General features: G+C 61.8%; 19 protein-coding genes and 1 pseudogene. 9 read left to right on the forward strand and 11 right to left on the reverse strand.

All coding sequences use genetic code 11. The features are described from left to right. Positions 1 to 161: 161 nt before the first annotated feature. Positions 162 to 920, reverse strand: coding sequence for a sulfite exporter TauE/SafE family protein (locus tag LDO41_RS13225; protein WP_223988788.1), 759 nt, complete (start codon positions 918 to 920; stop codon positions 162 to 164). On the opposite strand from LDO41_RS13225, the gene LDO41_RS13230 reads away from it, so the two are divergent. Next, positions 907 to 1,893 (forward strand): LysR family transcriptional regulator, encoded by a 987-nt coding sequence (locus LDO41_RS13230; RefSeq protein WP_318036288.1) that lies wholly within the window; start codon positions 907 to 909, stop codon positions 1,891 to 1,893. The genes LDO41_RS13225 and LDO41_RS13230 overlap by 14 nt on opposite strands. On the opposite strand, the gene LDO41_RS13235 is transcribed toward LDO41_RS13230, so the two are convergent. Beyond that, positions 1,858 to 3,375: an MFS transporter gene (locus LDO41_RS13235; RefSeq protein ID WP_223988790.1), complete on the reverse strand. Its 1,518-nt coding sequence runs from the start codon at positions 3,373 to 3,375 to the stop codon at positions 1,858 to 1,860. The two genes, LDO41_RS13230 and LDO41_RS13235, sit on opposite strands and share 36 nt — an antisense overlap. After that, a complete protein-coding gene (locus LDO41_RS13240) occupies positions 3,372 to 3,830 on the reverse strand; it encodes a DUF4437 domain-containing protein (RefSeq protein ID WP_223988792.1) in 459 nt (152 codons plus the stop codon). Before LDO41_RS13240 ends, LDO41_RS13235 begins: the two co-directional genes overlap by 4 nt. Positions 3,831 to 3,971: 141 nt before the next feature. On the opposite strand from LDO41_RS13240, the gene LDO41_RS13245 reads away from it, so the two are divergent. The 3 genes from LDO41_RS13245 (at position 3,972) to LDO41_RS13255 (ending at position 8,415) form a co-directional block, all read left to right on the forward strand. Continuing rightward, on the forward strand, positions 3,972 to 4,307 hold the full coding sequence (locus LDO41_RS13245; RefSeq protein WP_223988794.1) for a hypothetical protein: 336 nt from the start codon (positions 3,972 to 3,974) through the stop codon (positions 4,305 to 4,307). 185 nt (positions 4,308 to 4,492) lie between these two features. Next, complete coding sequence (locus LDO41_RS13250; RefSeq protein ID WP_223988796.1) at positions 4,493 to 6,724, forward strand: hypothetical protein; 2,232 nt, start codon at positions 4,493 to 4,495, stop codon at positions 6,722 to 6,724. Positions 6,725 to 6,927: 203 nt separating this feature from the next. After that, positions 6,928 to 8,415 carry a peroxidase family protein gene (locus LDO41_RS13255; protein WP_223988799.1) on the forward strand — a complete coding sequence of 496 codons (1,488 nt, stop codon included), beginning with the start codon at positions 6,928 to 6,930 and terminating at the stop codon, positions 8,413 to 8,415. A 91-nt stretch (positions 8,416 to 8,506) separates the two neighbouring features. Here the strand turns inward: LDO41_RS13255 and LDO41_RS13260 are convergent. Together LDO41_RS13260 and argC are read right to left on the reverse strand one after the other, a co-directional pair. Then, a pseudogene (locus LDO41_RS13260) lies at positions 8,507 to 9,010 on the reverse strand (metal-dependent hydrolase); the annotation flags it as partial. 78 nt (positions 9,011 to 9,088) lie between these two features. Continuing rightward, positions 9,089 to 10,030 (reverse strand): N-acetyl-gamma-glutamyl-phosphate reductase, encoded by a 942-nt coding sequence (gene argC, locus LDO41_RS13265; protein ID WP_223988801.1) that lies wholly within the window; start codon positions 10,028 to 10,030, stop codon positions 9,089 to 9,091. 126 nt (positions 10,031 to 10,156) lie between these two features. Here argC and LDO41_RS13270 point away from each other — a divergent pair, with 126 nt between their 5' ends. Further along, positions 10,157 to 11,041, forward strand: a complete 885-nt coding sequence (locus LDO41_RS13270) for a LysR family transcriptional regulator (RefSeq protein WP_223988803.1) — start codon at positions 10,157 to 10,159, stop codon at positions 11,039 to 11,041. A 96-nt stretch (positions 11,042 to 11,137) separates the two neighbouring features. Then, positions 11,138 to 11,662 (forward strand): molybdopterin-binding protein, encoded by a 525-nt coding sequence (locus LDO41_RS13275; protein WP_223988805.1) that lies wholly within the window; start codon positions 11,138 to 11,140, stop codon positions 11,660 to 11,662. 41 nt (positions 11,663 to 11,703) lie between these two features. On the opposite strand, the gene LDO41_RS13280 is transcribed toward LDO41_RS13275, so the two are convergent. Then, positions 11,704 to 12,081, reverse strand: a complete 378-nt coding sequence (locus LDO41_RS13280; RefSeq protein WP_223988807.1) for a winged helix-turn-helix transcriptional regulator — start codon at positions 12,079 to 12,081, stop codon at positions 11,704 to 11,706. Between the two features lie 86 nt (positions 12,082 to 12,167). Between LDO41_RS13280 and LDO41_RS13285 the strand changes: the two genes are divergently transcribed. Further along, positions 12,168 to 13,307 (forward strand): alkene reductase, encoded by a 1,140-nt coding sequence (locus LDO41_RS13285; RefSeq protein ID WP_223988809.1) that lies wholly within the window; start codon positions 12,168 to 12,170, stop codon positions 13,305 to 13,307. A gap of 10 nt (positions 13,308 to 13,317) precedes the next feature. Here LDO41_RS13285 and LDO41_RS13290 read toward each other — a convergent pair whose 3' ends face one another. The 3 genes from LDO41_RS13290 to LDO41_RS13300 form a co-directional block, all read right to left on the reverse strand. Next, a complete protein-coding gene (locus LDO41_RS13290) occupies positions 13,318 to 14,499 on the reverse strand; it encodes a fumarylacetoacetate hydrolase family protein (RefSeq protein ID WP_223988811.1) in 1,182 nt (393 codons plus the stop codon). Positions 14,500 to 14,539: 40 nt separating this feature from the next. Continuing rightward, the gene (locus LDO41_RS13295; protein ID WP_223988813.1) at positions 14,540 to 16,321 is read right to left on the reverse strand and encodes an IlvD/Edd family dehydratase; all 1,782 of its coding nucleotides are present in this window, start codon (positions 16,319 to 16,321) and stop codon (positions 14,540 to 14,542) included. A 105-nt stretch (positions 16,322 to 16,426) separates the two neighbouring features. Next, complete coding sequence (locus tag LDO41_RS13300; RefSeq protein ID WP_377741586.1) at positions 16,427 to 17,464, reverse strand: LacI family DNA-binding transcriptional regulator; 1,038 nt, start codon at positions 17,462 to 17,464, stop codon at positions 16,427 to 16,429. Between the two features lie 288 nt (positions 17,465 to 17,752). On the opposite strand from LDO41_RS13300, the gene LDO41_RS13305 reads away from it, so the two are divergent. Then, positions 17,753 to 19,099, forward strand: coding sequence for an MFS transporter (locus tag LDO41_RS13305; RefSeq protein ID WP_223988817.1), 1,347 nt, complete (start codon positions 17,753 to 17,755; stop codon positions 19,097 to 19,099). A 53-nt stretch (positions 19,100 to 19,152) separates the two neighbouring features. Here LDO41_RS13305 and LDO41_RS13310 read toward each other — a convergent pair whose 3' ends face one another. Continuing rightward, the gene (locus LDO41_RS13310; protein ID WP_223988819.1) at positions 19,153 to 20,700 is read right to left on the reverse strand and encodes a GMC family oxidoreductase; all 1,548 of its coding nucleotides are present in this window, start codon (positions 20,698 to 20,700) and stop codon (positions 19,153 to 19,155) included. A 178-nt stretch (positions 20,701 to 20,878) separates the two neighbouring features. Between LDO41_RS13310 and LDO41_RS13315 the strand changes: the two genes are divergently transcribed. Beyond that, positions 20,879 to 21,649 (forward strand): GAF domain-containing protein, encoded by a 771-nt coding sequence (locus LDO41_RS13315; protein WP_223988821.1) that lies wholly within the window; start codon positions 20,879 to 20,881, stop codon positions 21,647 to 21,649. Here the strand turns inward: LDO41_RS13315 and LDO41_RS13320 are convergent. After that, positions 21,639 to 22,418 (reverse strand): SDR family oxidoreductase, encoded by a 780-nt coding sequence (locus LDO41_RS13320; protein ID WP_223988823.1) that lies wholly within the window; start codon positions 22,416 to 22,418, stop codon positions 21,639 to 21,641. The two genes, LDO41_RS13315 and LDO41_RS13320, sit on opposite strands and share 11 nt — an antisense overlap. Positions 22,419 to 22,471: the final 53 nt, after the last annotated feature.

Consider the following 22,471-nt stretch of genomic DNA (forward strand, 5'->3'; position numbering starts at 1 on the left):
GCAACAGGCCCGCAGTGGCAATCATGTTGATGGAATCGCGCGATTAGCGGAATCGTCGAATGCAGGAATGAACTGTTCGCTTCAGAGGAAGGATCTTTGCGGCAATGCTGGCCAGGACTGCCAGCGCGCCGATGGTGTCGAGAAGCGGGTAGAGAAGCGCATCAAGCATGGTGTCCGTAGACCTTGATGAAAAACATCAGCGTGATCAGGCTTGTGGCGATCAATGTGATCGTGCGGACAAGCGCCGGCGATGTACGGCGGCCGAGGTGAGCGCCACCATAGCCGCCGATCACCGCGCCCACGAGCATGGAGAGGGTTTCGGGCCATTGCACGGCCTGCGCCGCGATAAACGCCACGACTGCCACGGTATTGGCGGCGCTGACCAGCAGCGTGCGCGGCGCGTTCAGGTGTTTGAGCTCACGGCTCTCGAGCAGTCCCCACATCGCCATCATCATGATGCCGACCGCCCCGCCGAAATAGCCCCCGTAGATGCCTAGCGCAAACTGGATCGACAGCACCGCGTGACGATGGATGCGAACCCGTGCGCGCAAGGCCTCGCCGATCCTGCGGCCGAATGCGAGGGCGATCGATGCAATCAGCAGCAGCCAGGGCAGTACAAACGTGAAGGCCACCGACGAGGTGTGCAACAGCAGCAGCGCGCCAACCAGCCCGCCGCAAAGCGTGACGAGGGTCAGCACACGCAACGACACGGACCCCACCGGCCCCAGGCCATCGCGGTAGGTCCAGGCACTGGCCAGACCACCGGGATAAAGCGCCACCGTGCTCGAAGCATTCGCCTGAACCGGGGGGACACCAGCGGCGATCATCGCCGGCAGCGTGACAAACGAGCCGCCACCGGCCAGCGCATTCATCGCACCACCGAGCATTCCCGCCGCGAAAACCAACATGATTGCTTCCATGAAGCGAATGCTAGTTCATGGTGCATTCGTTTCACAATCTGGCATTTCCCGTGCTAGCCTTCGGCTATTCCGAATTCACACCCTATTCCCAATGCGTTTCGATCTGACCGATATGCGGCTTTTTCTGACCGTCGTGGAATACGGAAGCATTACGCAGGGCGCGCGTGCCATGCATCTGGCGCTGGCGTCGGCCAGCGAGCGGATTGCAGGAATGGAGGCCGCGTTGGGGACGCCGTTGCTCGATCGCAATCGCCGAGGGGTGACTACGACGGCCGCGGGTGCGGCGCTGGTGCACCATGCGCGCGAGATATTGGGCAAGGTCGAGCAGATGCGCGGGGAGTTACGTACGTATGCGACCGGCTTGAAGGGCCGCATTCGGTTGCTGTCCAATACCGCGGCGCTGGGTGGTTTCTTACCGGCGCAGCTATGCCGATTTCTAACGACACATCCGGATTTATCGATCGATATCGAAGAGCGCACCAGCGTGGGCATCGTGCGCGCACTTGCCGATCGGCGGGGCGACCTTGGGATCGTCGCGGATACCACCGACCTTGGCTCGCTGCAGACGCACGTGGTGGCGCTCGACCACCTGGTGGTGATGACCAGTCGATCGAACCCTCTGGCATCGCTGCCCAGCGTCACGTTTGCCGATGTTCTCGGGCAGCCGATTGTGGGGATGGCAGATAGCGCGCTGGAAAGCTATCTCGGCGAGCGCGCGTCTCGCCTCGGTGGGCAATTCAATTTTCGTGTGCAGTTGCGTAACGTCAGCGACGTGGCAATGCATGTGGAAGCGGGCATCGGCGTCTCGATTCTGTCTGAAGCGCCGGCCCGCACCGTCACGCGCGATGTGGCCATACTTCCGCTCGCCGAAGTCTGGGGCGCACGTCGCCTGATTCTCTGCGCAAGGGATTTCTCTGCGCTATCGCCGCATGCGGACTTATTGGCTCGTCAGTTGATGGAGCTCTCCATCTGACGATTCGCGCCGAAATACCCAAACACTGAGCGCGGCCAATCCCCAGACGCCAATGCCGCCGTAGAGCATGGCCCAACCAAAGCCGTGACTCAGCGCGGCGCGGATGACCGCCCCGGATGGGTCCAGTGCCTTGAGTGCTGGCATGCCATCGACATCGCCAGCCACGATGCGCTCCGCCAGTCGGTGCAGCAACGTGGCGTCGACGCTCTCCGGCAGGCTGGCCTGCAGCTCTCTGAGGATGCCTGCCATCAGGATCGCACCCATCAACGCGATGTTGATTGCGAGCGTCAGCATGCGCGCTGTCATGTCGATGCCTGATGCCATGCCTGCGCGGTCGGCACTGACGGCACCGGTGACCGTGTTGGTGACGGGGGTGTTGGTCAGTCCGAGACCGGCACCGGCGATGACGCAACCCGGCAGCATCGTCAGCGCACTCGGGTGCGATGCCATGCTTCCGAGCTTCATCAGAAAGAAGCCGAGCCCGATCGTGAACAGCCCGGCTGGCACGGCGGTGGCCGCTCCAAAGCGCGCGATGACGCGTTCGCCGAGTGGCGGGAACACCAGCGTGGGCAACGTATAAGCGAGCAGCGCCAAGCCTGCGGTGGTCGTGTCATAACCCAGTCCGATCTGGAAATAGATCGGGATATAGATCATGAACGGCCAGAAGCTGAAGTTCATGCCGATCGATCCCATCAGCGCGCCGGAGAATCGCGGCGCCTTGAAGACCGAGAAATCGAACATGGGCCGTGGGCTCGTGCGCTCTGCCCAGATAAACCCGGCGGTCGCCAGTGCCGTCCCGCCAAGCGTCAGCATGGTGCCCATTACGCCAATCTCGGCGCCTTGGGTGATGGCAAACACCAGACCGAACACCGCGAGCGAGAGCGTGATGACGCCGGCAATATCAAGCGTCTGCGCATGCGGGTCGCGGGATTCCTGCACGTTGAACCACAAGAGCATCAACGTGATCGGCGCGATAACGGCATGGAGCAGGAAGACCCACTGCCAACCCAGGGTGTCGACGAGAAAGCCGCCGATGGTCGGCCCGAAGCCCAATCCGATGCCAAGCACCACACCCCAGATGCTGAATGCCCTCGCGCGTTCGCTGCCCGCGTTGAACTGATGCGAGAGTACAGCGACCTCGCAGATCAGCATGGCGCCGCCGCTCGCGCCTTGCAGCGCGCGTCCGACGATCAGCATTGGGATGTTTTGCGCCAGGCCGCAGAGCAGCGATGTCAGACCGAAAAGCGTGACGCTGACGAGAAACGCCTTGCGCCTGCCGTACCGATCGGCAAGCGCGCCGGTCGCCATCAGGACGGTGGTGACCGCGAGCGTGTAGGCGTTCATGATCCACTGCGTATCCCGGAAGTCGCCATCGAAGACGCGCTGGAGAACGGGCAGCGTGACGGGCACGCTCGAAATCTCGAGACCGAACATCAGCGACGCGAGGCATATCGCCGCCAATGCGAGATTGTTTTTACTCACTTGGCGGGCAAATAATCGAAGCCGCCCTTGGACGTGACGAAGAAAATGCACTCGGTCTGTGAAATGCACTTGGTGACATGACGCTCGCCACCCTTCTGGTACCAGTACGAGCCTGCGGACAGCGGGCGATCATGCGTGGCGCCCGGGGCTTCGTTGGCGACGACGCCGGCCACGACCACGCCGTAGTAGGACGAGCTGTGGGTATGCACGCCGCTGGCAGTGCCACCGGCCATCTTGATGTAGTTGCTGTGCGCACCGCTCGCGGGATCGCCCCAGCCGTTGGCAATGGTGAGGCCTTCCTTGTTCTGATAGAACTTCAGTTCCGTAACCGGCACGACCTTGGTCGTGTCAGCATAGAAATCCGACGTCTCCCCTGCCGCAACGGCAAGCGCGGGGATGGTGGCAACAAAGGCGGCGGCGAGTGCGATCCGCTTGACGTTGTTCGTGAATAGCATGGCAGTTCCTAATAGTTGCGAGGGCGCGTACCGCAGCGCCCTTCTCCTCTAACTGGAGTGCCTCGAACAATAGATGGCTAAAGCCGCCGATAGAATAACGATCTGGTGGAAGGCACTGTTACCGGGACAGGAAGAATCGGAATGAAAACCCTCAAACTCTTAGCCGCCGCGCTGCTGGCAAGCCTGATCGCCACGCCGGTCTTCGCATCGGGCGGCACCGGCACCTACCGTCTGCCATGGAATACCAAAGGCCAGGTGCTGGAGTACCGCTCCTGCGGCTGCGGCGATTCGTGCTGGGTCGCGCAAGTCAGAAACGTGCAAACGAAGGCGGTAGTGGCAACGCTGCGCTGCGATTGCGAGCAACTCCACTACTCGACGAAAACGCGTGCCGAGGAGCGTCAGATGCCGGAGGCTTGCCCAAGCCCCGACAAAAAGGAGACGTTCATCCAGCAAACGCTGAAGACGCTGCTGGAGTGAAAACCACATCGATATTTTCTCTGAGTATCAGCCGTCAGATGATTTTTTACGACTATCATCTTGATTGGAAAAATCCATCTTCATACTATCTGCATAGTCAATAAAAATTATTCTATTTCCGATTTCGACACCGCCTGCGCCGCTTTATACGTAAAACAAGAAATGCTGCTCGAGGGAGAAGCGCTATGGAAGACGGAGATGACGAAGTACAAGGTGATGATGTACCGGGCAAGGTCGCCGTCATTGCCGTGCATGGCGTGGGCGCGCCAGAATTTGGCGATACGGCACGTCGTCTTGCCACCTTGCTGCACCGTCATGGTAGCGCCCGCACCTCCAACGTCGGCTACAGCACATTCGTCGAGACCTCAATAGAGGTTCCCGTCGAGCGATGGAATAGCGGCAGCATCCAAGGCAGCTCGCATCCTCCAGACGTGCATTTTTCGCTGAAGGCAATCGAAAAGCTCGACGACTGTGACTGCCTGGCGCATTACCGAACGATCAAGCTATCCGGCACACGGACCGACGCAATCAGAGGGGCGACCGCAGTCGATGTCTACGAGATGCGATGGGCCGACCTGTCGAGTGGCACCCGCATTCTCACAAAATTTGTGGTCGAGCTTTACCAGATCTACTTCCACCTCGCCTCGCTGGGCAGAAAAACGGTGATTTCCGCCTCGGAATCATCGAATGCGTTGGCATCCCCCCTGTCCCGCCTCGTGATGCATGGATCCGCCACTATGCATCAATGGATCGAGGCACTGCTGCCCACCGCGATACCGATCGCCAATCTGTTCTTCCTGGTTCCAACACTGGCACTTGTCGCACTCTGGGTCCCGCACACGTGGGCGCCATGGATCGCGGCCGCGATAGTCGCGTTGGCAATTCTTGCGGCTAGCGTGTGGCTCTTGTTTGCGGCGCGGGCAGCACCGATGATGCTGCCCGTGCTGCTGGTCGCCGGCGGGGCGATCGTGCTGACCTTACGGATCCGCCTCAGTATGGAAGTAGCACTTGGCTATCTGGCGATGCTGGCTGGATTCTTCTTTGCCTGGGCAGCCAGTCGATGGCTGATGTCGCGCTATAAGGCTCGAACCCGGAATCTTTCTGCCGCAGCAGGCGCGATCATAACGCTGATTTTCTTCGCCGCCGCGATCGAACAGCAGCGAGGCGACCTTGGATCAGAGTCCGGCGTGCTTGGCATTGCTGTATGGATGGCCGCAGCGATGTTCTTGTTGCTGCAGATATTTTGGCTGCTGCTATTCCTACTGCTCGCGGCAATCTGTCTTCTATCGCTGGCCGGCGGCATCGCCGGAATTGGTTCGATGGAAACACGAGCGCTTCGCACTGGCCGACTGGGCGCGCTCGTCTCCACTACCCTGTTTTTCCTAACCACAGCGCTGCTGTGGGCCGCGTTATTGGCACAAGTTCAAAAGGTGGACGGAATAGGTACGATCCTTGAGTTCGGGTGCGGCTTTCCCCGGCTCCTGTATCTGGGGTTGTCGAAAACCTTCACACTCAGTCACTTTACCGCGACGTTGTTCGATCTGACCGTCGGCACTCGAGCGAACCAGTTCCTCATCATTGCCGTCGCAGCGCTCATACTTGCCGCAAGTAGCGTCTTGCCGAGTGCCTGGTATGAAACGAAGCCCCCGTCCGTAGAAGTCAGCAAAGGTCCCCTCGCGCTTCGACTCAAGACTTGGCTGGACCGCTCCGGCTGGATGTTGTGGCCTGCGGAGATTGCGTTGATGATCTCGCTCGTGGCGCTCGCAAGTGGTTATCGGCTGGTGAAGGAGGGCACCGCGATCGATGACTGGATCAGCATGGGAGGCGTGCTCATAGCCGCGGCGGTGCCATTCGCAGTCTTGCTAAGAACCCAGTTGCCCAGAGCAGCGGCGGCGATTCTTGATATCGCACTGGACGTCAGCAACTGGTTGAAGGAGCGACCTTTCAACGTCAATCCTCGCGGCAGGATTATGACCCGGTATATCGCGCTGTTGAAGGCGGTCTGCGCTGAAGATAGATACGACAAGATCATTGTTGTCGCGCACAGCCAGGGCACGGTCATCAGTGCCGATCTGTTCCGGATGCTGCGACACACTCGATGGCCCGCGCAGATTCCTCCAATCGAGTTGCTTACCGCAGGTTGCCCGCTCAAGCAGCTGTACCTGTCTCGATTTCCAGTCTGGTACGGATGGGCATTGAATCCGGATCATCGCCCGCTCGGGATCGAACGATGGATCAATGCATATCGCACGGGAGACTACGTGGGTCGTGATCTATGGGGCGGTGCGAACAACAGCAGTAGCCTGAGCAAGAGCGCGACGAGGATCGACATATCGCTTGGCGGTGGTGCGCACACGCACTATTTCGACGAAACCTCTCCCGAGGTCGGAAAGATCGTCGACTGGATGATTTCATAGTAGCGACCTATTCAACGCGCGGCGCAATCTCTTAACTCTCATCTTATTTATTTTCATTTATTCATTACATGTCGGCGTCGTATATTCGAAAACTATAAAAATAGACACCGTGAAATTTAATGACTTATTCATCATCTTTTTCGTGACAACAATATAACGACCATTGTCACGCCGGGGCGACCGATACATCGAAGGAGCAGTTCATGGAACCCACCCCACAGAACCATGGGCAATGCACCGCACACGCCAACGCACCGCGCAGCAACGTGGTCAAACCTGGCCGATTTGGCCGTCTGTTTCCCGAGCTACCACCATGGACGACCGGTGATACGGCAAAAGATAGGGCAGTCGCGTCGGAGCTTGCCACGGCGATGCATGCAAATCAGCCAATCGATGGTGTGATACCCGCCGGCTTCACCTATTTGGGACAGTTCATCGACCACGACATGACATTTGACCCGACAAGCATCGGGGAGAATGCCGTCGACCTCGATGACCTGAAGAATTTCCGAACGCCCGCGCTCGACCTGGACTGTCTGTATGGTTCCGGCCCACGGGATCAGCCTTTTCTATACCTGCGAAGTAGCGGGACCAAGTCGGAACAGTTCATCGTTGGGCCGGTCGTTCGTCCACCGGCAGGCGCGCCCGGCGCAGATCATTCGCAAGCCATCGCACTCGATGGCCACACATATGATTTGCCGCGGGTCTGCGATGGCATCAGCGAGCACACTGCCATTCTCGGCGACAGGCGCAACGACGAGAACCTGATCGTCGCGCAGCTTCATCGAACGATGCTGCATTTTCATAACGCGGTGTGCCTGCATTTCCCGCAGTCGGACTTCCGGACGGTGCGCAAGACCGTCATGCATTACTACCAGCACGTACTGTTGAATCAGTTCCTACCGATGATTGCGGGCAAGACGGAAACCGCTGAAGCACTGGCGCAACTGAAGTACTACCGAATCGGCGTTGGGGAAGCGGCGACGGAACCGTTCATCCCGCTCGAATTTTCCGGCGCGGCATACCGGTTCGGTCATAGCATGATCCGATCAGGGTACAAGTTCAATGCTGTGTTCCCCGGCAACTCCACCAATCTGATCTTTCAGTTCACGGGGAGCGGATTCCCGCCGGCGCTGCATCATTACCCCACCAATTGGCTGCTGAACTGGAAACAGTTCTTTCCTGACCTCGGCGGCTCACCGCAGGTCACCAAGGCAATCGACCCACTGCTAGCTCCTGAATTAGTCATCGGGCCGGACAAGGTTCCTCTGGCACTGCTCAACCTGGAGCGCGGTAGCACGCTGCATTACTGCCTGCCGTCGGGTCAGCAGGTATCCAAACGTATGTGCACCAAACCTCTGAGCAAAGAAGCGCTTGAATCTGGCCCTACCGGCGCAGTGATCAAGAAGTTCAATCTCGGAGAGAACACTCCGCTCTGGTTCTACATCCTTAAGGAAGCAGAAGTCAGCGCAGGCGGCACGCATCTGGGGCCGATCGGCGGCACCATCGTTGCCGAGGTCATGGTGGGGCTACTCCGCAGCGACCCCGAAAGCGTGTTGAACTCCACCGCCGACGCTCTGCCGGTAGCAGGCAAGGACTTCAAGATCGGCGATCTCTTCAAATTTGTCGAATCAAAGAAGGGGCAGAGCAATATTCCCGCTGCAGGCGTCATTAATCCGCTGGGGGATTAGCGTTCAGGCTGGGGATGATGCTGTGGGTGCCAGCACAGATGGATGACTCGGGGTGATTGCGCACCCGCTTATCGAAATAGCACCCCCCCTGCCGCAGATGGTGCACGAACGCGAGGCTCAGTTTCCCCTGGAACCAGATGTCATAGGAAACCGCACCCGCAATCAGCCATGACGCCGCGACGATGATCAAATCGCAACGCCCGCTTTTCCACAGGTTCAGCGAATGGCGACCGGCGATCCATGGCACGCCGAGCGGATTGGGCCAGTCGGCCAGCAGGTGCATCACGCCACCGCACGCAAAGCCGAATGCCGGCGCGGCCAGCGGGTGCGTTCCCAGCGCGTAGTACGCCCCCACCAGCAGGGCAATCCACGCGACGCCCCAGTGCGTGATGGTCCGATGGGTGACCCACAGACGCCGCGATCTGGACCACCACGCCACCTCCATCCAATCGGGCGCGGTACTGCCAAACAGCGCCGCCACAAACCCAGCCACGCTGCCCCATTGCCATCCTGCACCACCGTGCTTCACGACCACCGCGGCGCAGATAACGGCTGCCGCCCAACCGGTGGCATGATGTGCTTTGCTTGAGGCCATGATGCTGCTGCGCTTGCTTGCCGCGGGTCGTTGAGGGGGCGCAATCTTGGCAGAGATGGCCCCCAAGCGCCAGCGTATTTACATCTCGTTCGACTTCCGCGCGAGCATCAGATTCAGGTTCTGTACCGCCGCGCCCGACGCGCCTTTGCCAAGGTTATCGAAGACTGCGGATAGCAGGACCTGGCCGTGTTCCGCGTTGATAAATACGCCGAGCTGCATATCGTTCGTGCCGTTCAGCACCTGCGGGTCCAGATGCTTGACGTCGTGCGCTTCGTGCGGCGTCAGCACACGCACGTGATCCGCGTTGGCATAGTGCGCAGCCAGGCAAGCGTGCAATGCCGCGCCGTCAACATTCGGGGCCAGCAACCGCAGTTCCAGCGGTATCGTCAGTACGATGCCTTGACGGTACGCACCCAATGCCGGCAGGAAGATCGGACGCTGGGCAAGGCCCGCGTGCTGCTGGATCTCCGGAGTGTGCTTGTGCCCGAGTCCCAACCCGTACACTTGAAACGACGGCGCATTGACGGCACCCTCCCCCTCGTATTCCTCAACGCCGGCACGCCCGCGTCCCGAGTAACCCGACACCGCATGAATGCTGATCGGGTAATCGGCCGGGATCAGCCCCGCCTGCATCAGCGGGCGCAGCAAGCCGATGGCGCCGGTCGGGTAGCAGCCGGGATTGGTGACCCGGTGTGCGTTCGCAATGCGCGCAGCCTGTTCCGGTGCCATTTCCGGAAAACCGTAGGTCCAATCCGGATGCGTGCGGTGGGCCGAGCTTGCGTCGATGACCCGGACGTCGGGATTGACGATGGCTGCCACCGACTCGCGCGCGGCGGCGTCGGGCAGACACAGGACGGCGATATCGCAGGCGTTGATGGCCTCGGCGCGACGACGCGGATCCTTGCGGTCCGCAGCCGCCAGCGTAAGCAGGATCAGGTCGGTCCGATTGCGCAGCCGTTCGTGGATCTGCAACCCGGTGGTGCCTTGGTCGCCGTCGATAAAAACAATGGGAGAGCTCATGCGTGAAAGACTCCGGTGCCGGTGGGTTGCAGTAAGAAGGTGTCCCTATCTTCCATCTCTCGCTAGAATAGGGAAAGTTGAATTTCATAACGCTGACGTTCAGCATTACTGAATCTGGATACCGGCATGCGAGAAATCAGTCTGGATCGTTTGCGTACGCTGGTCGCGATTGCCGACCGGGGTTCCTTCGCCGATGCGGCGCGTGCCTTGCATCTGGCGCCGCCGACGGTAAGTCTTCATATCGCCGAGCTCGAAGCGCGCATTGGGGCGCCGCTGCTGTCTCGCAAGCGCGGACACGTCAAACCGTCGGCCATTGGAGAGGCGCTGGTGGAACGCGCGCGCCGGCTGCTGGCCGACGCGGAGCAGACGCTGGACGATATCCAGCGTCAGGTGCAGGGGCTGGAAGGACGCGTACGACTCGGGGCGGCGACTGGCGTGATCGCACATCTGTTGCCGCAGGCGCTAGAGGTCCTGCGCAAGGACCATCCCGCCATCGATATTCAGGTGGCGGTGCTTACGTCGCAGGAATCGCTGTCCCGGCTCGCGGATGGCACGCTCGATGTCGGGCTGATCGCACTGCCTCAGCCCCCGGTGGCCGGACTCGTGATCAAACCCTGGCGCCGCGACCCCGTAATGGCCTTCGTGCCAGCGCACTGGCCGTGTCCCGCGCGCGTCACGCCCGCATGGCTCGCCGCCCAACCGCTCATTCTCAATGACACGACCACACGCCTCTCGCGCCTGACCACCGAGTGGTTCGCCACTGCGGGACACCATCCCGCACCGCGCATTCAGCTGAACTACAACGATGCAATCAAGAGTCTGGTTGCGGCCGGTTATGGCGCGGCGCTGTTGCCGCATGAAGCCACGACCCCGCTGCCCGATAAGCGCATCGTCACGCGGCCGCTGCGGCCGGCGTTGTGGCGGCGGCTCGGCATTGCCCACCGCGCCGGGCATGTTGAACGCTCTACGCAATATGTGCTCGATGTGTTGTGGGATTTGCGGCTGGCGTAGCGAACTGTACTGGCCACGCTCCCCCGCGACTGTAACGCTCGCTTTCGTTATATCCGATGATATATTACGGGGTCGCTTACATCGGTTCCGCACGCCATGACCTTGCATATCGAATCGACCCCGCCTGTCGTTGCCGGCCAGATCGGCGAGGTGCCGGAAGCGCCCGCGCGGCGCCGCCATTTCTCCGACAGCGTGTCGGTGCTCGGTCTTGGCCTCGAGCCAAGATGCTTCGACAAGACCGAACTCGAGCGAATGGCCGACGCCGAATCGGGACCGCTCTCGATCATCTGTTATTCCGGCCGCCCAATTCGCGATGTGGCCTATGTCCGCGGCGTGCGACTGACCGAGCTGCTGGACGCTTCCGGCCTGCGTGCGCTACCGCGCGCGCAATGCAAGAAATTGATCTTCGCCGTGCGTGCGCGCGACGGGTATGTCGCCCTGTTTACGTGGCATGAGCTCTACAACTCGCCCATCGGTCAGGGAGCGATGCTTCTGGTCGAGCAGGATGGAGAGGTGTTGCCCCCCTCCGCCGGCGGCTTGCAGTTGATCTCGCTCGGAGATTTCCACCTGGGGCCACGGCAGGCGCTGGCAGTGGAGACCATAGAAATCAGGAGCTGGTAACCGGCTGGCAAGCCGGAGGTTGTCGGCACCACGATAGGGTTTCAGGCGGGGCGGTCTCGAACGACCGCCTCGCAGGGCAACAGTCTGTCCACCTCATCGAGCTCGGTAGCGTGGTGAACGCCCCACTCGATCAACGACTTGAGAATGGGCCGGAGACTTTCGCCCAGTGGGGTCAGAAAGTATTCGATGCCCTGACGACTCTCGGGGCCGGGCCGTCGGCCCACGATGCCATGCTCCTCGAGCGCGCGTAGCTGCTCGATCAGTACCTTCTGCGAGACGCCGGCAATGCGGTTCTCGAGATCGCAGGTGCGATGCGGGCCATCCATCAGGACATCGACGATAAGCGCTTTCCAGCGCCCGGACAGGACACCCAGCGCCCGCTCGATGGGCAAGCCCGGCAGTCTCTTGACGATCTTCATAACGCTTCACTGACCAATTGGTGTGTAGATTGCACGGGTTTTCGAAAAGTAAGCTGTCTTCTCGATAACCACCCGCGCAGAAGATCATGATAGACCTGTTCGACCCCGCCCTGCTTGGCCACACCGTGCTGCTGAACAACCGTATCGTCATGGCCCCCATGACGCGCACGCGCACCACAGACGGCGACATTCCGAATGCACTGATGGCCACCTACTATGGGCAGCGCGCCAGCGCTGGCCTGATCGTGGCCGAGGCCAACGACGTGGCGCCGTCCAGCAACGGCTACGCCAGGACGCCGGGCATCTACACCGAAGCCCAACGGCAAGGCTGGCGGCTGGTCACCGACGAAGTGCACCGTCACGGCGGCACGATTTTTACGCAGATCTGGCACGTCGGACGGATGGCGCATCCGTCGCTCATGCCGAATGGCGAAGCCCCCTGGGGTGTCACCGCGCAACGCGCCGACGGCTCGGACGTGTTTGCCCACGACGAGGAAGGCAAGTTGCGCTACATGCCCGCGGGCGAACCGCGTCAACTCAGTACGGACGAAGTGTCAGCGTTGGTGGGTACGTTCGCCCAGGCCTTCGTCAATGCACGTGATGCCGGATTCGATGGCGTGGAGCTTCACGCGGCCAATGGCTATCTGTTCGAGCAATTCCTGAACTCGGTGCACAACACACGCACCGATCGTTACGGTGGCGGAAGCATGGAGGATCGGACGCGCTTCCTGATGGAAGTCGTCGATGAAGCGGTATGCATTCTCGGTCCGGGGCGCGTGGGGATTCGCCTTTCCCCTTTCGGTGCGTACAACTCCATGCCGACGGATCCGCTGGCCGAAGAAACGCTGCTGTATCTCTGCAAGGAGCTGGGGAAGCGCGGCGTCGCCTATCTCCACCTGCTCTATCAGTTGCTGCCGTCGGGAAACATGGAGAGCGCTCAGTTCCGGGAGCTCCATATCGATCATGTGGTGCTCGCCAAGGTGCGGGCGACGTTTCCCGGCGCCATCATCTGGTGCGGCGGCTTTACGACGCGCGAGCGCGCTCAGGCCGCGCTCAATACCGGGCTGGTGGACATGATTGCGATGGGCAGGCCGTTTGTCGGCAACCCGGATCTGGTCGCGCGCCTGCGGCATGACTGGCCGATCGTGGTTGCGGACCGGTCCAGCTATTACACGCGGCGCGGAGAAATCGGGTTCACCGATTTCCCCGCGTATGAGCGGGCCTGACGGAAACGCTTCAGCTGGCCAGCAGCCCGCGCGCGGCGAGGTTTTTGTAGAGCGCGCGCACGCCGAAGGTCCATGGGGTGATCTCCGTGCACAACTGCACGGTGTTCACCAGCGCGCCGAGTGCGGACGCTGCAATGGTGACGCGATCACCGAGGTGGTGGGTAAAGCCGGCGCCCGGTGCATCACGGTCCTGAATCGGGGAGAACATCGTGCCCAGGAAGAGCATGAACCCATCCGGATACTGATGGTGCTTGCCGCAGGTCTGCGCAACCAGATCCAGCGGATCGCGGCTGATCTCGCTCATATGGCTCACGCCATCGAGTTTGAAATCATCGTCAGCGCCGTCCACACGCAGCGTCACGCTGGCCTGGCGCACGCTATCCAGCGTGAAGTGCTCGTCGAACAAGCGCACGAACGGGCCGATCGCGCAGGATGCATTGTTGTCCTTGCATTTGCCGAGCAACAGCGCGGAGCGCCCTTCGATATCGCGCAGGTTCACGTCATTGCCCAGCGTCGCCCCCACGATCGTGCCCTCGCCATTGACGGCAAGCACGATCTCCGGCTCCGGGTTGTTCCAGACCGACACCGGCAACAAGCCCACATCCGCGCCGAAGCCGACGGCCGACATCGGTTGCGATTTCGAGAAGACCTCGGCATCGGGACCGATACCAACCTCCATATATTGCGACCATGCACCGCGTCGTTCGAGCTCCGCCTTCAAGCGCGCGGCGGCATCCGAACCCGGCACGATCTTCGAGAGATCGGTGCCGATGGTGGCCGCGATCGTCTCGCGCACGGCCTTGGCCTTTGCCGGGTCGCCACCCGCCTGTTCCTCGATCACGCGCTCGATCAGACTGACCGCAAACGTCACGCCCGCGGCCTTGATCGCCTGCACATCGCACGGCGCGAGCAGCGAGGGCCCGTCCGCGCGACCATTCAGCGCTGCCTGCAGCAGCGGCTCCACGCGGCCCAGCGATTCGCCGGGCGCGTGACGTGCCACCTCGACGGCATCCGGTCGATCGAACAGATCGGCAGTGGTCGGTGCATGGCGCGTGATGTCGAACACTTCGCCACCGCGTACGGCTATCACGCTGGGGCCGGGATGAGCACCGTCATTGCGCCAGACGCGGCCGATAAGCAACGCGTGAGCAAGGTCTTGCGGGAGGCAATCCGATACGGAAATGGTATGCATGGTCGTTGTCGTTTCGGCGAGAATCGGTTGATAAGCAGTATCAGTGCGAATGGCGCGGATTTCCACGCTCCTCGATGACCTTCAGATACAACGTGGCGGGCTCGAGGCAACCGCCCGTCGACAACTGCCCCACCGTTTGCCGGTAAAGCTCCTGCCACGGCGTCTGCGCCGGCGGGATGGTAAAGCTGGCGGTCTCGCGGCGATGTGCGAGTTCTTCGTCATCGACCAGCAGGTTCACGCTGCGGTTATTGAGGTCAACGCGAACCCGGTCATTCGTGCGCAGCAATGCGAGACCACCGCCGACGGCCGCCTCGGGCGACATGTTGAGGATCGAAGGACTCGCCGAGGTTCCGCTTTGCCGACCATCGCCCATGCACGGCAGCGACGTGATGCCACGACGTACCAGCTCCGCGGGTGGCGCCATATTGACCACCTCGGAGCTGCCCGGATATCCCACCGTGCCGCAACCGCGAATGACCAGAATACACCGCTCATCGATTTCCAGCGACGGATCGTTGATGCGCGCGTGATAGTCCTCGGGGCCGTCGAACACGATGGCCCGCGCTTCAAAGGTGTTCTCCGCGCCCGGCTCGCTGAGGTACGTACTGCGAAAGGCCTCACCGACGACAGACATCTTCATGATGGCGCTATCGAAGAAATTGCCCGACAGCACGATAAAGCCCGCACCGTGCTTGAGTGGATCTGCCGCGGTGCGAATAACGTCGCGGTCCGCATCGGGCGCGACGTCCGCGATATCGCCCAGACGGCGACCCGACACGGTCATGCAGTTGCGCCGCAGCAGCCCTGCCGCATCGAGCTGGCGCAGCACGGCCGGCACGCCGCCCGCACGGTGAAAGCTCTCGCCCAGATATTCTCCAGCGGGCATGCAGTTGACCAGCAGCGGCACCTTCTCGCCAAGCTCCTGCCAATCGTTGAGGCTCAGCTCCACACCCATATGCCGCGCGATCGCGATCAGATGCGGTGGGCAGTTGCTCGATGCGCCGAGTGCGGAGGCCACGCCGATCGCGTTCTCGAATGCCGCGCGCGTCATGATCTTCGATGGCCGCAGATCCTCATGCACCAGCTCGACCGCGCGCTTGCCGGTGGCGTAGGCCATCTGGCCGCGCTCCCGATAAGCGGCGGGGATGCTGGCGCAGCCCGGCAGCGACATCCCCAGCGCCTCGGCGAGGCTGTTCATCGACAGTGCGGTGCCCATCGTATTGCAGTGACCGATCGACGGCGACGACGCGGTGGTCAGCGCCATAAAGCCCTCGTAATCGATATCGCCGGCCGCAAGCAGGTTGCGCGCGTGCCAGATCACGGTGCCGGAGCCCACGCGCTTGCCTTCGTGCCAGCCATCGAGCATGGGCCCGCCCGACAGCACGATGGCAGGCATGTCGACCGTCGCGGCCGCCATCAGCAACGCGGGCGTGGTCTTGTCGCAGCCCGTGGTAAGGACTACCCCATCGAGCGGAAAGCCATGCAGGATCTCAACGACGCCCAGATACGCGAGGTTGCGGTCCAGCGCCGCGGTGGGCCGGCGACTCTGCTCGGCCAGCGGATGCACCGGAAACTCCATCGGAATGCCGCCGGCGTCGCGGATGCCCGCCTTGGTGCGCGCGGCCAGTTCGATGTGATGCCGGTTGCAGGGAGCGAGGTCGCTGCCGGTCTGCGCAATGCCGATGATCGGCCGGCCCGACTGCAACTCTTCGCGCGTCAGGCCGTAGTTCATGAAACGCTCGACATAGAGCGCGGTCATGTCCGCATGCGAGGGATCGTCGAACCACTCCTGGCTACGCAGGCGTCGCGGGGCTTGTGACATCTTGTGCTGTCTCCTGACAAATGTTGTTTTCCCGGCTTACGTTACCGGTAACAATTTTGCGGATGTTAGCACGGAGATTTCCGTGTGGGAATGGGGATTTGCGCGTCAGGCGCTGCCGCGCGCGATGATCGTGTATTCGATTGGAATGCTTTGCGACGCGATTTCCGCGCCCGTGTCGCGGGCTTCCAAGGCTGCCAGCAACGCTTCTCCGGTTCGCAGGCCGATGCCGAATGGATCGACGGAAACCGTTGTGATGCTCGGATGGCAACACTCTGCCACTTCGAAGTTGCCGAAGCCCGCCACGGCCATATCGTCGGGCACGCTCAGGCCGCGTCGATGACACTCCATGATCGCGCCGAACGCCGACATATCGCTCACGCACATCACGGCATCGGTGTCGGGATACTTCTCCAACATCGCGGCCATGGCCGGCGCACCGTGGCTCATCGTGATCGGCGATTCGCCGAGCCGGATAACGCGCGGTTCGCCCATGTTCAGCGCCTTGATCTCCGCGCGATAGCCCTTCAACCGATCCAGACCGCGGCTATCCAGCGCACTGGCGCCACCCAGAAAACCGATGCGTTGATAGCCGCGTTCCGCAAGGTGCCGGACCATCGCCCGGGCCGCGCGGACATTGGAGAAGCCCACGGCCGTGTCGATGGGCTTGGACGGCAGGTCCCACATCTCGACCACCGGAATCGCGGAACGCTCGAGCAGCTTGCGGGTCGCGTCGGTATGCTGGGCGCCCGTCAGCGCGATGCAACGTGGCTGATAACGCAGCATGGAGCGCACCAGGCGTTCTTCGCGTTCGAGTTCGTAATCGGTGTCGCCCAGCAGCAGTTGCAGCCCGTGCGGCTCGAGCGTCGACATCAGGCCGCGCACGGTGTCGGAGAAGTTGGAGCTCGACAGCGACGGCACTAGCACCGCGACAAACTCGGAGCGTCCCGACGATAGCGCCCCTGCGGCCGCGTCCGCCACGTACCCAAGCTTGTCGATGGCCTGCCGGACCCGCTCCTGCGTTTTCTCGGAGACGCTATGCCCCGCCAGTACACGGGACACCGTCATCTTGGAGACCCCGGCCAGGCGGGCGACATCAGACATGCGGGGCGGTCCGGCATGCCGGGATGCGTTGGAGCTGGTCATCGAAATCGCGAACGTGAAGCCTGAAGAAGCCACATCATACCGTTACGTCCCGATGCGAAGCCCAGCGAAGTGCAAGCCCGCGCTCCGATAGCAGGCATTAGGGAAACTACCTGCTCCGCGGGACTTGAAGCACGGCGATTCGACGTGCTACCTTATTTTTAGTTACCGGTATCATTTTCTTCGGTTCGCTCGCCATGCCCCTGCTGGCGTTTTTTTCGACCATCAAATGTTATCGGTAACGTAAAATCACGCCCGCACCTATAAGACCTAGACAAACAGGAGACACCAATGTCATCCATTACGCAGACCGCTGCCATCCCGGCAGCCGTCGACGCGTCCGAAGACGCCCTTTACCGCAAGGTCATGCGGCGCATTCTTCCATTGCTCCTGCTGTGCTACGTGGTGGCCTATCTGGACCGCGTGAATGTGGGCTTCGCCAAGCTGCAGATGCTCGACGACCTGCACCTGAGCGATACCGTCTACGCGCTCGGCGCGAGCATCTTCTTCTGGGGCTACTTTCTGTTCGAGATGCCCAGCAATCTGCTGCTGCATCGCTATGGCGCGCGCTTCTGGATCGCGCGCATCATGATCACGTGGGGCATCGTGTCGTCCTCGATGGCCTTTGTCGTGCCGCTTGCGCAGTTCTTCAACACGCAGACGTCCACGATGTTCTACATCCTGCGTTTCCTGCTGGGGATCTGCGAAGCGGGCTTCTTTCCGGGCGTCATCCTCTATATGAACTACTGGTTCCCGGCGCGCCGCCAGAGCGTGGCGATGTCAGGTTTCCTCGTGGCCATTCCGCTGAGCCTGACGCTTGGGAGCGTGGTGTCGGGCTGGCTGATGGAGCAGACGCACGGCTTCTCCGGTATGAGCGGATGGCAATGGATGCTGCTGCTGGAGGGGCTGCCGTCCGTCCTCGTGGCGTTTGTCGTGCTGGCCTTCATGGGCGATGGCCCGAAGACGGCGAAGTGGCTCTCCTCGCAGGAAAAAGCTGTGCTGTCGCGTAACCTCGAACGCGAGGCCGCGCACAAGTCGCACAGCATGGCCGGCGCGCTGCGCAGCCCGCGTGTCTGGTTGCTGACGTTTATCCTGCTGACGTTCAATACCGGCTTCTATGGTCTGGCGTTCTGGCTGCCGTCCATCATTCGCGCGTCGGGCGTCAAGAGCCCGCTGCATATCGGCCTGCTGACCGCCATTCCCTACCTGACCGCGATCTTTGCGATGGTGTGGAACGCGCGGCATTCCCGCAAGACTGGCGAGCGCCGTCTGCATGCCGCGATCCCGGCGTTTATCGGCGGCGTCGGCCTGATCCTGAGCGCCGCCTTTGCCGATCACGTGGCATTGTCGATCGTGCTGCTGACCATTGCGACCTGCGGCATCCTGTCGCTGATGCCGATCTACTGGACGTTCCCCGGCCAGATTCTTTCCGGTACCGCCGCTGCCGCCGGCATTGCGCTGATCAACTCGGTGGGCAATCTGTCGGGCTTCACCGGGTCCATGATCACCGGCGTGGTCAAGGAAATGACCGGCAATATCAATCACGGCACGTATGCGCTGGGCGCCTGCCTGCTGGTCAGCTGTGTGCTGATCACCCTGATTCCGAAGGCGATGTTGCATCCGCCAACGGAGCACTAGGCCTCTGCGCTATCGTCAAAAAACGCGTCCTTCGGGACGCGTTTTTTTTCGCCCTAGATCCCGTACGTTGCGCGGATCTGCTCCACGGCGCGTTCGCCGATGACCACGCATGGTGCCATGGTGTTGCCACTGGTGATATGCGGCATAACGGATGCATCGGCGATGCGCAGGCCTTCGATGCCGTAGACCTTGAGTCTTCCATCGACCACCGACATCGCATCGCGCCCCATCTTGGCGGTGCAGGACTGATGCCAATAGGTGACCGCCGCATCGCGCGCATAGTTTTCCATGTCGTCGCGGCTGAGATTTCCCGGCAGCGCCTCGCGTTTGACCAGCGCGTCGAAGGACGGGCGCGCACCGAGTTCGCGCACCAGCTCGATATTGGCGAGCGCGGTCTTCATGTCGTCGGGATGCGAAAGCGTATTGGCTTCGATGATCGGCACGTCGCCCACATTCGCCCCGGACAGACGCACGCGCCCGCGGCTCCTCGGGTGCGCGAGACCCGCGAACATGGTCCAGCCATGCACAGGGACATCGAGCGCCATCGTTTCGGCGCTTGGCGCCGGGAACTCAAGCTGGCAATGGAACATGTCGGGCAGGCGCATGCCTGCCTCGCTCGACCAGTACAGCGTGGCTTCCGAACCGCCATAGCTGATCGGCTGCGGTGAGCGGTATTCGAAGATCACGCCAAAGGACACGTGGTCCTGATGATTGGCGCCGACGCCTGGCAGATGCTGGACGACCGGCAGGTCATGCCTGCGCAATTCCTCCTCCGGGCCAATGCCGGATTGCATCAGTACCTTCGGCGTGTTGATGGCTCCCATCGACAGGATGACCTCCTTGTTCGCCTGAAAGATGCGGCGCTCGCCGTCGCTGATGACTTCCACACCGATCACCGTGGTGCCGCGCAGGACCAGTCGCGATACCAGCGTGTTGGGCATGACCTTGAGATTCGGTTGGCCGATGCGCGGATGGACATAGGCGCGGTAAATCGACGAGCGCTGCCCATCGCGCACGATCAGATCGTTGAGCGCGGCACCGCCACGTCCTTCCATCATCGATCCGTTCGGATTGTCGTAGCTGGGAATGCCGAGATCGCGCGCGGCATCCACCATGGCCTGCGCGATTGGCTGGGCCGGGTTCGCGCGAGCGACATGCACCGGACCCCCTACGCCGCGGCGCAGCGGGTCGGGCGTGCCGTCGTAGTTCTCCACGCGCTGGTAGATCTTGAGCACCGACTCGTATCCCCAGCCCGGGTCGCCCGTGGCCTCCGCGAAATCCTCCCAGTCATTGCGGTGGCCGCGTGCCCACACCATCACATTGATACTCGAGCCGCCGCCCAGCACCTTGCCCATGTTCAGCGGAATCGCGCGTCCGTTCAGGTGGCGATTGGGCTGCCCGACGAAATTCCAGTCGCGCACCGTGCCGAGGTTGAGCGGCCATTGCGCGGGGTTCATGACCTCGGGCACGTTGTCGCTGCCGCCTGCTTCGATCAGCAGCACGCGAACTTCGGGGTTCTCGGCCAGCCGGCCCGCGACGACCGAGCCGGCGGTACCCGCGCCGCAGACGATGAAATCAAACGCTTCGTGCTCCAGGGTCATGACTGCTTCCTTCTTCTTGGTGAGGTGAATTCGACCCGGTAAGTCTAATTCGATTCCATCGAATCTATCAATTTGATATGATTTTTCTGTCCAATTCGCACGGCGGCGTCGTGGTTACGACGCGAGGCCGCGTGGCTGGTTACACTACGGACCGCAACCCCGCTTACGCATGAATCACATGGAAGACCACGTTCTCACCACCACGCAGGTCGCGAAGATGCTCGGCATCTCCGTACGAACCGCGCAGTTGCTGATCGAAGGTGGCACGCTGACGTCCTGGAAAACGCCCGGTGGGCATCGCCGCGTGTTTCGCGCCGAGGTGCAGGCACTGATGGCGCGCGAGCGGCCGGCTTTGCCGACCCCGCCCGTGCGCATGGCGGCCAACGCCGCGGTGGCGTCGCCCGATGGTTATCCGGTGGGGCCTGATGAGGCGGATCGACTGCTGGCGGTGGAACGCTCGGGACTGGTCGATACCGCGCCAGAAGCCGCGTTCGACCGCATCACCCGGCTGGCCGCGCAGAGCTTGTCGGCACCGGTGGCGTTGATGACGATCCTGACTCCGACCCGGCAGTGGTTCAAATCCCGCCAGGGTCTGGACATGACCGAGTCCCCGCGCAGTTGGGCGTTCTGTAATCACACGATCCTGCAGCGGCAGGTCTTCGTCGTGAACGACCTGTCGGCCCATCTGGCCTTTGCATCCAATCCGGCTGTCGCGGGCGCACCGCACTTCCGTTTCTATGCGGGCGCACCGATTCTGGATCCGGGGGGCTATGCGCTGGGATCGATCTGTGTGGTCGATTACCAGCCGCGCTGGCTGGATGCCGAACAGGCGAAGACGCTCGAGTCACTGGCGGCCATCGCGTCCAGCGAGATTCGACTCGCGCAGACTGAACGTGCGTTGCGCCAGTTGCAGGACCAACGCGAACGCAAGCTGCGCGCTATACGGTAGGGATTGTGCCGCCGTCGATCACGTATTCCGTACCCGTGATCGTGGCGGCGCGCGGCGATGCCAGGAAGGCAATGAGGTTGGCCACTTCGATGGGTTTCGAGGGGCGGCCCAAAGGAATGCCTCCCAGCGAATCCATGATGATCTTTTTGCCGCCTTCGTAGTCGGTGCCCGCCTGAGCGGCCAGGCGTTCGGCGAGCGCGACAGAGGCTTCCGTTTCTACCCACCCCGGCGCCACGCGCACGACGCGAACGCCCTTTGGCGACACTTCCTTCGACAGGCTCTTGCTGTACGTCGAGAGCGCAGCCTTCGCTGCGGCATAAGCTGTGGTCGCTTCCGGCAATGGAAGCTCTCGCTGGATCGAGGTCACGTGGATGATGACGCCCGCACCTTGTGCCAGCATGCCCGGCAACAAAGCGCGATCCAGCCGCACGGCAGGCAACAGGTTGAGGTTCAGCTCCTGCAGCCATTCCCGCTCGCCCAACGCGGCGAAACCACCGCCGGGTGCAGAGGAACCGCCCAAGACGTGAACGATGATGTCGACGCCGCCCAGCTGGGTCATGACGGCCTTTGCCACCGCGTCGCAGCCTTCAGCGGTGGTCAGGTCGGCCGCGACGAAGAACTCAGCCGACATTTCCGACGGTCGTTCTCGTGCTGTGGTGAGAACCGTTGCGCCAAGTTTGCCGAGCAGGCCGACGACGGCTTTGCCCACACCTTTGGTGCCTGCGGTCACCAGCACACGCTTGCCTTGCAATCCCAATTCCAGTTCCATGCGATCTCACTATGATTGTTGCCGTACGGAATTCTCGGCATAGACTAATGACT

It is taken from the genome of Cupriavidus pampae, from assembly GCF_914271485.1.
In the GTDB taxonomy this organism is placed as follows: Bacteria; Pseudomonadota; Gammaproteobacteria; order Burkholderiales; family Burkholderiaceae; genus Cupriavidus; species Cupriavidus pampae.